Source organism: Deltaproteobacteria bacterium (assembly GCA_026388415.1).
In the GTDB taxonomy this organism is placed as follows: domain Bacteria; phylum Desulfobacterota; class Syntrophia; order Syntrophales; family JACQWR01; genus JAPLJV01.
Genome location: JAPLJV010000040.1, coordinates 45,562 through 57,620 on the forward strand (window position 1 = coordinate 45,562; position 12,059 = coordinate 57,620).

At 51.9% G+C, this 12,059-nt stretch carries 12 protein-coding genes; 4 read left to right on the forward strand and 8 right to left on the reverse strand.

Features of this window, described 5'->3' with window-relative positions:
* Together NT140_08265 and NT140_08270 are read left to right on the forward strand one after the other, a co-directional pair.
* The gene (locus NT140_08265) at positions 1–483 is read left to right on the forward strand and encodes a TRAP transporter small permease (protein MCX5831865.1); all 483 of its coding nucleotides are present in this window, start codon (positions 1–3) and stop codon (positions 481–483) included.
* A complete protein-coding gene (locus NT140_08270) occupies positions 476–1,777 on the forward strand; it encodes a TRAP transporter large permease (protein MCX5831866.1) in 1,302 nt (433 codons plus the stop codon). The genes NT140_08265 and NT140_08270 overlap by 8 nt, the downstream gene beginning before the upstream one ends.
* Before the next feature lie 100 nt (positions 1,778–1,877).
* Here NT140_08270 and NT140_08275 read toward each other — a convergent pair whose 3' ends face one another.
* Positions 1,878–3,461, reverse strand: coding sequence for a class I adenylate-forming enzyme family protein (locus NT140_08275; GenBank protein MCX5831867.1), 1,584 nt, complete (start codon positions 3,459–3,461; stop codon positions 1,878–1,880).
* 297 nt (positions 3,462–3,758) lie between these two features.
* Here NT140_08275 and NT140_08280 point away from each other — a divergent pair, with 297 nt between their 5' ends.
* Together NT140_08280 and NT140_08285 are read left to right on the forward strand one after the other, a co-directional pair.
* Complete coding sequence (locus NT140_08280; protein ID MCX5831868.1) at positions 3,759–3,959, forward strand: cold-shock protein; 201 nt, start codon at positions 3,759–3,761, stop codon at positions 3,957–3,959.
* 142 nt (positions 3,960–4,101) lie between these two features.
* A complete protein-coding gene (locus NT140_08285) occupies positions 4,102–5,739 on the forward strand; it encodes an ATP-binding cassette domain-containing protein (protein MCX5831869.1) in 1,638 nt (545 codons plus the stop codon).
* Between the two features lie 143 nt (positions 5,740–5,882).
* Here the strand turns inward: NT140_08285 and NT140_08290 are convergent, their stop codons facing one another.
* From NT140_08290 to NT140_08320, 7 genes are all read right to left on the reverse strand, one after another.
* Positions 5,883–7,385 (reverse strand): tripartite tricarboxylate transporter permease, encoded by a 1,503-nt coding sequence (locus tag NT140_08290; GenBank protein ID MCX5831870.1) that lies wholly within the window; start codon positions 7,383–7,385, stop codon positions 5,883–5,885.
* Between the two features lie 25 nt (positions 7,386–7,410).
* Positions 7,411–7,872, reverse strand: coding sequence for a tripartite tricarboxylate transporter TctB family protein (locus tag NT140_08295; GenBank protein MCX5831871.1), 462 nt, complete (start codon positions 7,870–7,872; stop codon positions 7,411–7,413).
* 94 nt (positions 7,873–7,966) lie between these two features.
* The gene (locus NT140_08300; GenBank protein MCX5831872.1) at positions 7,967–8,944 is read right to left on the reverse strand and encodes a tripartite tricarboxylate transporter substrate binding protein BugD; all 978 of its coding nucleotides are present in this window, start codon (positions 8,942–8,944) and stop codon (positions 7,967–7,969) included.
* Between the two features lie 172 nt (positions 8,945–9,116).
* Positions 9,117–9,422: a putative addiction module antidote protein gene (locus NT140_08305; GenBank protein MCX5831873.1), complete on the reverse strand. Its 306-nt coding sequence runs from the start codon at positions 9,420–9,422 to the stop codon at positions 9,117–9,119.
* Positions 9,423–9,431: 9 nt separating this feature from the next.
* Positions 9,432–9,722 (reverse strand): type II toxin-antitoxin system RelE/ParE family toxin, encoded by a 291-nt coding sequence (locus NT140_08310; GenBank protein MCX5831874.1) that lies wholly within the window; start codon positions 9,720–9,722, stop codon positions 9,432–9,434.
* 125 nt (positions 9,723–9,847) lie between these two features.
* Complete coding sequence (locus NT140_08315; GenBank protein ID MCX5831875.1) at positions 9,848–11,047, reverse strand: hypothetical protein; 1,200 nt, start codon at positions 11,045–11,047, stop codon at positions 9,848–9,850.
* A 368-nt stretch (positions 11,048–11,415) separates the two neighbouring features.
* A complete protein-coding gene (locus NT140_08320) occupies positions 11,416–12,051 on the reverse strand; it encodes a fumarate hydratase C-terminal domain-containing protein (protein MCX5831876.1) in 636 nt (211 codons plus the stop codon).
* Positions 12,052–12,059: the final 8 nt, after the last annotated feature.

Consider the following 12,059-nt stretch of genomic DNA (forward strand, 5'->3'; position numbering starts at 1 on the left):
ATGAAAGGATTCATCAACGTTATCAAGGGAATATGTAGTTTGCTGAATGTTATCGCCGGGATCAGCCTGACATTTCTCATGCTCTTGACCATTGCTGACGTAGTCTTAAGGTTTTGCAAGATGCCTGTTCGCGGCACCTATGAAATGGTGGCTTATGCCGGCGCCATTGTCATCGGCTTTTCCCTGCCAATCACCTCCTGGATGAGAGGGCATATCTTCGTTGACTTTCTGGTTTTGAAATTTTCCAAGCCAGTCCAGAACATCATTAACCTGACCACCAGATGCGTCGTCATCGTGTTATTCCTGCTGATCGGTTGGAACCTCATGAAATACGGCATGGATCTTTTCCAATCGGGTGAAGTCACGACCACTCTGCGGCTCCCCTTTTACCCGATTGCCTACGGAGTGGGCCTGTGCTGCTTTATGGAGTGTCTGGTCATGGTCGGCGACATCTACAAGATACTGGGAGGCGAATATGAATGAGGTAACCATCGGCCTTGCGGGTCTGGCGATAATATTGCTGCTTTTTCTCACGGGCATCGAGTTGGGATTTGCTATGGCCCTAATCGGTTTCCTGGGATTCGGTTATATCGTATCTTTCAGCGCCGCCTCCAATCTTTTGGCCAAGGATATTTTCGATGTCTTTTCCTCTTACGGATTTACGGTTATTCCCCTCTTTGTGCTCATGGGCCAAGTCGCTTTTAATGCCGGCATTGCCCGCCGGTTATTCAATGCCTCCTACAAATTCATTGGACATATTCCCGGCGGGCTGGCTATGGCAACGGTGGCCGGCGCCACGGCCTTCAAGGCCATTTGCGGATCTTCCCCGGCTACGGCGGCAACGTTTGCCGTGGTGGCCGTGCCGGAAATGGATCGCTACGGATATGGCAAGAAGCTCTCCACCGGCATCGTCGCCGTAGTGGGAACGCTGGGTATTCTCATCCCGCCCAGCGTTACGCTGATCGTCTTCGGCATCATTACCGAGCAGTCCATCGGCAAGCTCTTTCTGGCCGGATTGATACCGGGATTGATGATTGCCTTCTTTTTCATCTGCATCATCTATATCTGGTGCAAAATTGATCCGGCCCTCGGCCCAAAAGGCGAAAAATCCACATGGAAAGAGCGCCTCCTTGCCTTGCCCGAGATTGCCTGGGTGGTGGCCATTTTCCTGTTTATGGTCGGGGGGCTGATGTCGGGATTATTCACTCCCACGGAAGCGGGCAGCGTGGGGACTTTTTTTGTGCTCATATTATCGTTTGCCAAGCGGGACATAAAATTGAAGGGCTACATCACGTCGGTGGCGGAATCTTTGCGCACCGCGTGCATGGTCCTGATGCTCATCGCGGGCTCAGCCGTCCTGGGGCACTTTCTGGCCGTGACCAGGATTCCCATGATCGCCGCGGACTGGGTAGGTGCGCTGGCCCTGAATCGCTACATAATCATGATTATTATCAGCATTATCTATCTAATCGGCGGTTCATTTATTGATGATCTGGCTTTCATGATTCTTGCCACCCCGATCTTCTATCCGTGTATCATCAAGCTCGGCTTTGATCCCATCTGGTTCGGCATGATCATCGCCATCACGGTCATGGTCGGGGTAGTAGTCCCGCCTGTTGCCATTAACGTCTTTGTGGTCAACAAGATCACCAAGGTTCCTTTTGGCGTGATTTACGCCGGGGTCTATCCCTTTTTAATCAGTCTCGTCGTTTGCGCGGCTCTGCTTTTCATCTTCCCGCAACTGGCGCTCTGGCTTCCGAATCTGCTTATGGGGTAAGGGATAAAGAAAGGGTAAAAGGTAAAAGGGGCGCCGGAGAAAGCACCGGCGCCCCTTTTTGTTTAGGGCCTGAAACGGAAGAACTGTTGCGTTTGTCCGCTCAGATTTTGAAGGCTTCGGCAATACCGGCATACTGCTTGCGCAGCTTTGGTTTTTCAATTTTGCCGGTGGGGTTCCTCGGGATTGGTCCGAAGAATACTTTTCTCGGGCGCTTGTATTTGGGCAGCGCCGCACCGAATTTAAGAACCTCATCCTCGGTCAGGCTCATGCCCGTTTTCGTTTCAATAACCACGGCGACAATTTCACCGAGACGTTCGTCGGAAAGGCCGATGGCAGCCACGTCCTTGATTTTCGGGTTGGTATGGAAGAAATCTTCAACCTCTACGGGAAAGACGTTCTCTCCACCCGTAATGATGATGTCTTTTTTGCGATCCACGAGCCAGATAAAGCCGTCTTCGTCGGCGCGTGCCATATCGCCCGTAGAGAGCCAGCCGTCAAAGCTTAGCGCTTTCTTTGTCGCCTCCGGGTTTTTATAGTATTCTCTCATGATACCCGGCCCGCGTACGCACAGCTCTCCCACCTCCTCCTGCTTCAATGTCTGGCCAAACTCGTCCACAACCTTGAATTCCCAGTTGAAACCGGGTAGTCCGATAGCGCCGATCTTGTGTTCATTGCCCAGACCGAGATGGACACATCCCGGGCCGGTGGACTCGCTGAGACCGTAATTGGTATCGTAATCCATGGCGGGGAAACGCTCTTTCCATTGTCTGATCAAGGACGGCGGCACGGGCTGGGCGCCGATGTGCATGAGCCGCCACTGATCCAATTTGTAGTTGGATGCCTTCAGCTCGCCGTTCTCTAATTTCATGAGTATATCCTGGGCCCACGGCACCAGCAGCCAAACGATGGTGCCTCCTTCTTCACTAACTGCTTCGAGGGTCCATTCGGGTGATACGCCTTTGAGAATAACCGCCTTGCCCGCGACGATAAAACTTCCGAACCAGTGCATCTTGGCGCCCGTGTGGTAAAGCGGTGGGATCAGGATAAAACAGTCCTGCCTGGTTTGTCTATGGTGGGCATTTTCTACGATGCAGGCCCAGAGCATGTTGTCGTGGGTGAGCAGGATTGGCTTGGGCTGCCCGGTGGTGCCGGATGTGAAGTAGAGTCCGCATTCGTCCTGGGGACCGATTGCTACGCTCAACGGTGTCGTCGGTGCGCCGGCGCGAAGTTTTGCAAAGTCCTGTGCATAATCGGGCATTTTATTGCCGACACAGATATATTCTTCCACGGTCGGGAGTTGAGCATTGATGGCCGTTATTCTGTCGGTAAACTCTTGATCGAAAATGATAATTTTCGGTTCTGCCACGTCACAGCAATACTTGACGTCTTCAGCCATAAAACGGAAATTGAGCGGCACAACCCAAGCTCCCGTTCTTACAATACCGAAATATGCCACTAACCAATCAATGGAGTTCATCATGAAGTGAACTATTTTATCGCCTTTCTTGATGCCCTTTTTCAAAAGAACATTGGCAAACTGATTGGCCTGGTCGTCGAATTGCTTCCAGGTAATTTCCGATCTTTTCTTCTCCGCGGGTATGCGCTCTATAAGCGCTACGTCGTCAGGGTACATTCTGGCATTTCTCGCTAAGATATCGCCGATGTGTGTATATGTATTGCCCATATTAATCCTCCCGATTTATTTTTCTGGGATATTAGGCTAAGGTGCCATGTATGTCAAGACAATAAAAAAACAATATTAAGCAAAATAAACCTTGCATTTCCATAAAAAATCATTTAGGGTGTCCCAGTTGATGTGCAGTATATGTTTGTAGCTAACGAATAACGAAAAGATCGGACCGCACAATCCACGTTCTCGGAAGGTGCGGTTTTTTTGTTTGCGCAAACATGCTGCCAGCCGAATAGTTCGGCAACATTTAAATGGTTCCCGCAAGGAACCCAATACAAAGGAGTAGTAAAGATGTCAGAAGGAACAGTAAAGTGGTTTAATGATTCAAAGGGTTTCGGCTTTATCGAGCAGGACGGGGGCAAGGACGTATTCGTGCATCATTCAGCAATCCAGGCAGACGGCTTCAAGTCGCTTGCCGAGGGTGATCGGGTCAGCTTCGAAGTTGTCGCCGGCCCCAAAGGTCCGGCTGCGGAGAGTGTTCGCAAGCTGTAAGACCTGACCTTCGTTTTCATTAAAAAAGCTCCCTGTAATGGGGGGCTTTTTTTATTGTCCCCACTGGGTGGGTAGGGTAATAAAAAGTCGCACTGAAACCCCGGTGATGATCCGGGGGTTTTTACGATAAAGGGATCAAGACATGATAAACGCATCGGACATTGCCCTCTCCTATGGCAAGAGGATTATCTTCAAAGACGTCAACATAAAGTTTATCCGGGGGAACTGCTATGGACTGATCGGCGCTAATGGCGCGGGCAAATCCACTTTCCTCAAGATACTGGCGGGCGAAACCGAACCGGACCAGGGTACCATTTCGGTCAGTCCCGGAGAGAGGATAGCAGTCCTGAGCCAGGACCAGTTTGCCTTCGACGAGGAAACCGTATTCAACACCGTTATTATGGGGCACGCACGGCTTTACGAACTGATGGCCGAGCGGGAGGCGATCTACGCCCAGGCGGAGTTCTCGGAGGAGGACGGAATACGCTGCGGCGAGATAGAGGCCGAATTCGGGGAGATAAACGGTTATGAAGCAGAATCCGAGGCGGCCGTGCTGTTGAGCGGTCTCGGTATTCCGGAGGAGCTGCGCCCAAAGAAGATGAAGGAACTGGATGGGGGCGATAAGGTGCGAGTGCTTTTGGCCAAGGCCCTCTTCGGCAATCCGGACATCCTCCTGCTGGACGAGCCGACCAATCATCTGGACCTGAAATCCATCGCCTGGCTGGAGGATTTCCTCTCCCGCTTTCAGAACACCGTCATTATTGTCTCCCACGACCGCCACTTCCTGAACCAGGTCTGTACGCATGTGGCGGATATAGATTTCGGACTGATCAAGGTATTCGTGGGCAACTACGATTTCTGGTACCAGGCGAGCCAGCTCCATCTGAAACAAAAGTTGAGCGAAAACAAAAAGATCACCGCCAAGGCCGACGAACTGAAGGAATTTATCCAGCGTTTCAGCGCGAATGCCTCCAAGGCCAAACAGGCCACCTCCAGGAAAAGGCTTCTCGAGAAACTCACGATCGAGGAAATGCCGGTCTCATCCCGAAAATACCCCTTCATCGTCTTCAAGCCCGAGCGGCCCTGCGGCGACATCATTCTGGAGATAAACGGACTCTCCAAAGCAATCGGCGGGATTCCCGTCTTGAACGACCTCTCGCTAATTGTTAACAAGGGAGACAAGATTGCCTTTGTCGGCGCGGACAGTCTAGCCAAGACCACCCTCTTTCAGATCCTGGCCGGGGAAATGTCGCCGGACAGCGGCAGCTTCCGCTGGGGGGTAACCATCAATCCCGCCTATTTCCCCAAAGAGAACAGTTCTTTTTTCGACAACGACCTGAACCTAGTGGAGTGGCTCGCCCAGTTCTCCCCTGAGGCCGAGGGGCAGACCTTCGCCCGGGGGTTTCTCGGCAAGATGCTCTTTTCCGGGGAAGAGGCGACGAAGAAGATATCTGTCCTCTCCGGCGGCGAGAGGGTCCGGTGCATGCTTTCCAAGATGATGCTCACGGGCGCGAACGCCCTCATCCTCGACGAGCCGACCAACCACCTGGACCTGGAGTCCATCACCGCCCTGAACAATGGCCTGATCGCCTTCACGGAGGTGGTGCTCTTCTCCTCCCACGATCAACAGTTGGTATCTACGGTGGCAGACAGGATCGTGGAGATCACCCCGGCCGGAGTTATAGACCGGATGATGGGCTTTGATGAATACCTAGAAAATGGCGAGGTGACGATGATCAGGCAGGAGCTTGGCTACGGTCAGCAGGGATTTCGCCTTTAGTAAGTTAGCATTTGCTTTACCGCGGAAAGCAAATGCGTGAACGCATTAGCAAGTTAGAAATTGTTTACCAGTAAACAATTTCGTTAACGCACTTATCCCGCTCAGCGGGGCTTATCCCGTTTATCGGGGTTAGCATCCCCTCATCATTCTTCGCGAAAGACCTCTTCGCGTTTTTTCCCCAGGGTGGGGATGCAGGCGGCAATTATCGCCAGAGCGGCAAGACTAAGCAGGGTCAAGCTGATGGGGCGTTGTAAAAAAACCATCGGGTCGCCGCGCGAGAGCAGCATGGCCCGGCGCAGATACTCCTCCATCAGCGGGCCGAGGATGAAGGCCAGGAGCAGCGGGGCAGGTTCGCAGTCCAATTTGGTAAATATATATCCCAGGAAGCCGAAAAGCGCCATGAAATAGATATCAAACTGGGCATTCTTCAAGCTGAACACGCCGATCCCGCAAAACACGAGGATCGCCGGGTAAAGGAAATGGTAAGGTATCGTAATAATCTTCACCCACATGCCGATCATGGGCAGATTGAGGACAAGCAGAAAAAGATTGCCGATCCACATGGAGACGATAATCCCCCAGAACAGCGCCGGCTGCTCGGTAATTACTGATGGACCGGGCTGGATGCCCTGAATGATCATGGCGCCTACCATAAGCGCCATAACGGGGTTAGACGGGATACCGAGCGTGAGCATAGGAATGAAGGAGGTCTGGGCGCCGGCATTGTTAGCCGACTCCGGGGCGGCAACGCCTTCGATGGCACCCTTGCCGAATTCGGCTCGATGCTTCGAGACCTTCTTGTCAATAGAATAGGCGGCAAAGGCGCCGAGAATGGAGCCGCTGCCCGGCAGAATACCCAGGGCCGAACCGATCGTAGTTCCGCGCAGGATCGGCCAGACCATGCGTTTCCAGTCCTCCTTGGTTGGCATCAGGGAAGTGACCTTCGTCACCTCGCCCATGCGGCCTGCTTCGTTTTCCAGATTGCGAATAATTTCGCCGAGACCGAACATGCCCATGGCAACCACGACAAAACCGATACCATCAGCCAGCTCGATAATGCCGAAGGTAAATCGCTGGACGCCGGAATTGACATCCGTACCCACCAGCCCGAGCAGAAGGCCCATGATAACCATGCCCACGGCATGCAGCAGGGAACCTTGAGCCAGCACTACGGCGGCCATCAGTCCGAGGACCATGAGCGAAAAATAATCCGCCGGGCCGAATTTCAGTGCGACTTCGGCAAGGGGCGGCGCAAACAGGGCGATGAGGAAGGTAGCAACAGTACCGGCAAAAAAGGAACCGACGGCTGCCGCGGTGAGGGCCACACCGGCCCGTCCCTGACGCGCCATCTGATAACCGTCGAGCGTCGTAACCACCGATGCCGCTTCGCCCGGGACATTCACCAGAATAGAGGTAGTGGAACCACCGTACTGGGAGCCGTAGTAGATGCCAGCCAGCATAATCAAGGCGGAGACGGGCGGCAGGACAAAGGTAACGGGGAGCAGCATGGCAATGGTGGCCGTCGGTCCGAGTCCGGGCAAAACGCCGATCAGGGTACCGAGAAAAACACCTGCCAGGCAGTACAACAAGTTGGCGCCCGTGGCGGCCGTCTGAAAACCTAAACTGAGGTTCGCAATGAGTTCCATAATGCCTCTCTAAATAGTGACCAGATTATCCGCCAAACCACGAACCCAATATTGGGAGCGGAACTCCCAAGCCCTTCAGGAATATCAAAATGCAGCCGAACGTCAGCGCCATTGCCACTGCCAGTGTCGGCTTCCAGCGGAACTGAATGCTCGCATAAGAACTGACGATTACCAAAACGGGCAGCGCTATGATGAGCCCGGCGCCCCGAACGATCAGTCCAAACAGCAATACTGAAGCAATAACGAGGAAAAGTCCCTTGAATGTTATGGTGCTGATCGGAGTGCCGGGCTGGATAAACGATCGGATCATGGAAATAATCCCGATTACGATCAAAAGCAGGCTGAGAACCGTCGGAAAGTAGGCCGGTCCCATCCTCGTGCCGGTGCCCATTCCATAATCACGGCCGATGAAAATTACGGCCGATCCAAAGGCAATGTAAATGATACCGGTACAGAAATCCTTGATATTGCGTATGTGTGATGTCACGACATTCTCCTGCAACAAGCCCTGGCCCCGATAAACGGGATAAGTAAGTTAACAAAATTATTTTTTCCGGAAAAAATAATTTCTCACTTACTAATTAGTCGGCGTAGATGCCCGCTTTCTTGATGATCGGCGCCCACTTGTCAATTTCTGCCTTGAGATGCGCCCGGAGCGCTTCCGGAGTAGCGCGATTTGCGGCCACCGGTTCGGTGCCCAGTTCGGCAAAGCGCTGTTTTACCGTGGCATCCTTCAACGAATCCTGCAGAGCCTTCGCCAGCGTATCAATGATGGCCTTCGGTGTGCCCTTGGGCGCATACAGACCGTGCCACGCCGATATTTCAAAGTTCGGCAACCCGGCTTCACCGAGTGTCGGCACATCCGGCAGCGACGGTACCCGCTTCCTGGTCGTCACTCCATAAACCTTGATTTTTCCACCTTTTATCTGACTGGTGGTGTTGGTGGTCTGATCGCACATGATGTCCACCTGGCCGCCGAGCAGATCATTCATGGCCGGACCCGTGCCTTTATAGGGAATGGTGGTCAAGTCCGTCTGGATAGCGGTCATGAAAAGCATGCCGCACAAGTGCGAGACAGCGCCCAGTCCGGCATTGGCCAAATTGATCTTCTCCTTGTTGGCCTTTACATAGGCAATCAGCTCTTTGAGATCCTTGGCCGGAAAATCCTTCCTCGCGACGAGCGTCATCGGCACCTCGTTAATCAGTCCAATGGGCTCGAAGTCTCTAATGGGATTATAGGGCAGCTTCCGATAGAGGGACGGGGCGGTGGAATGGCCGATATGATGCAGAAAAAGCGTATATCCGTCCGGGGGAGCATTAGCCACGCGCGCCGCCCCAATGGTGCCTCCGGCGCCGTCCACATTCTCGACAATGATCTGGGTCTTGAGCGCTGCGCCCATGGACCGGCTAAGCAGACGGGCCACTGTGTCCGTCGGGCCGCCGGCAGTGAACGGCACGACGATGGTAACCACTTTTGACGGGTACGGTTCTGCTGCGTACGCCGGTAATACGCCAAGAAACACAAGACAAATAAGTATACTCAAAACTTTGTTAATCATGGTCCCTCCTCCATCAACGCCTAGTTATGAATATCAGTTACAAGAAAACAGTACCCACCTCGGATTTCATCGGATAATATTGAAGTCGCCTTTCTGTGTCAAGATAATAATTCCTCATACGCAAAAATCTGCCGGAGCGCAACGATCGGCTGGATTGCCTTTGTTGGGCTGATTATTCCGTTGTGCGGGCTGCTTCTGTGTGCAACTTCAAACCTAGTGCATTTATTACTTTAAGGATGGTATCGAAGCCTGGACTTCTTTCACCGGAGAGAGCCTTATACAGACTTTCCCGAGACAAACCGGCATCTCGTGCCACCTGAGACATACCTCTTGCCCTTGCGATGTCCCCCAATGCTTTTGTAATAAACGCTGCATCACCATTCGCTTCTTCAATGCACATTTCCAGGTAAGCGGCCATTTCTTGAGGAGTGCGAAGGTGCTCGGAGACCTCATATTTTGTTGTAACAGTTTTTGCCATATTCAACTCCTATAAATTTCGTGCCAAGCGAAGTGCAGTTTTTATATCTCTGGCTTGCGTGCTTTTATCGCCACCAGCCAGCAAGATTATCACCGATCGCTCACGCTGTATGAAATAAACCCGATAGCCGGGACCATGATCAATACGCATCTCCGAAACTCCTTCACCCACAGGCTTAACATCCCCAGGATTACCTGCAGCCAGTCTCTCAATTCTTGCCTGAATGCGTGCACGTGTACGGATATCTTGCAGACTGTCGATCCACTCAGCGAAATGTTCGGTTTTACGAATTTCGATCATGAAAATGTTGTAGCCGTATGGCTACACTTTGTCAACAAAATTGTTATAGTGGGGGTGCCCAACGCTACGCCTGACCAGCGGGCGCGGTTTTTAGCCCGTCTACGTCCAGGCGCTTGTTAGCACAATCATTTTTTTGAACCAATAACGAGATTGTCCACTACTTTTAGAACTGAGGTGTCCCAAGGGTAATCCTCATTTCTCTTCATCCATTGTTCTGCCTTCGAAGAAAATGTCGTATCGGAGGCAACTGGGATAAAAAATTGTGATATAATTTCTTTCATGAGGAGCCATTCGCTCTCCAAATCATTCTTTATGTTTGTACTGCCATGTAAAAACCAAAGAGTGTATTCGCGATCGATGGGCGGAATGACATTGGGTAACATGTGATGCATGACCTTAGAATGCCCAACAATGCTTGTCCCGCTTGCCATTACCTTAATGCCTAGAAAAATTTCCTTTAAGACCGCCCATTTCATATCGGTCATTTCGTGAAAATCAAATCCCTGCGCCTGGGCAATCCCGTTGTTCAGGGGTTCGACACTCTGGAAGAAAGTGTGAAAGCTTTGCATTTTAGGTCCACTACTACCCATTCTATGCATCCCCCAGGAGGCAAGTGTTGCGTAAACGTATTCTAAATGAGTAGATGACACCGGTGGATTTCGTGTTGCTAACGCGCGCTGATGAAAATAGAGACTCGGACCACTAAAAATCTCAGCTTTGTAGTAGGTATCGTGATAATTCTCAGCATTTGCCAATATCTCTCTTACCTTGTCCTCATATTTATCTTTGCGTCCAGCAGTGTTCTTGTGCACAGAGCCACTTTTTGACAGCCGCTGCAAATGCCTGTCAAAGCCAGACAGCGAAACATTCATTGGACTGGTGGTATGCATGCCTGATAGTTCTTCCAAGCGTGCCTTGGCACGCGATACAACCTCTTCATTAAATGCATCGGGGTGGCGAATAATAACGGCTTCAAATGTTAGATCGTGCATGCCCATTTTCACAAGCGCTTTATAACCAGCCGGGTCAATTTTTCTATTCACCGCCTTTTCTGCCGCACGAATGATTCCATCATTTTTAATCATCCGCCACGTATAAGCTGCACGTAGATGTTTCTTGTGCTTCTCATACAAAAATTCCTCGTATGCATAAACTGACTTAAACAATTCAAGCTCAACCCCGCTATTGCTTCCATGGGAAATAGCACGGAGTTCAACTGCTCGTCGTCGAGCTTTTTGTGCAAGATCAGGATTATTGTCACGAACATTCTTTGCAAGCTGCAAACAAACTGCCGGAGTCTTTAGCTCTTGTATTATATCTTCCATTTATTCCCCCTCAAATGTGTGTTCAAAAGGGCTAACGGCGGAAATCAGCGGCGCGCGGAACTGACTTAATATTATGATATGATTAACATATTAACGATGGCGCCGATCATTTTCCCGCTAAAATCCCCCCCCTTTGCTGACCCTCGTCGCGATGAAATCCCAGGGCATGATCTCCGTGGTAAGCAAGAAAAAAGAATCAAGGTTGACGATTTCGTCAAAAGTCGAAAATTCCCAAAAATCGTCATTCCGGTGCTCTTTTCAGTCCTCGCTTGACGGGGAAACACCGGAATCCAGATATTTCAACGTGTTACAAAAATACTGGACACCGGTTTTCACCGGTGTGACGACTATTGACGACCTCGTCAGTGTCAAATCTTCTTATATTGTGCATCCGTCAGGCCGGCCAGGCGTTCGTCCCAGGTGGCTGCCAGTTCCCGGTGCAGGCTCCGTCCGTGGGCGTCCATCGTGACAATGCCCATCAGTCCGTCCAGGCGGATCTTCCACATCGCTTCCGGCAGACCGAATTCCTTTTCTTTGAAGACGTCCAGCACCTCTGTGATCCGGGCAGCGTTGTAAACGCCGGCGCCGCCAATGGCGTGCAGGTAAACGGCCCCGTGCTGCTGACAGGCGGCCAGGGTGCGTGGCCCCATCCCCCCCTTGCCGATGACCACACGCAAACCGAAGGCGCCGATAACCTTGTCCTGGTAAAGTTCGGCGCGACCGCTGGTGGTGGGGCCGGCCGAGACAAAAGACCAACGGCCGTTTTCCTTTTTGACGATGGGGCCGCTGTGATACATTGCCCCGCCTGCGAGCACCTCCCGCAGTTCCCCGTAGATCTGCTCATCTTCTGTTGTCAAAGGCTGGGGGCCTTCAATCAGGGTTTCCACCATGTATTTGAGGGCCGTATCCCTCCCCGTCAGGGCCAGGCCCGAAATTCGCACCGCATCACCGGCGCGCAACTGCCGGATTTCTTCCTGGGAAACAGGAGTTTTCAGTTCTTTCATTTTTCCTC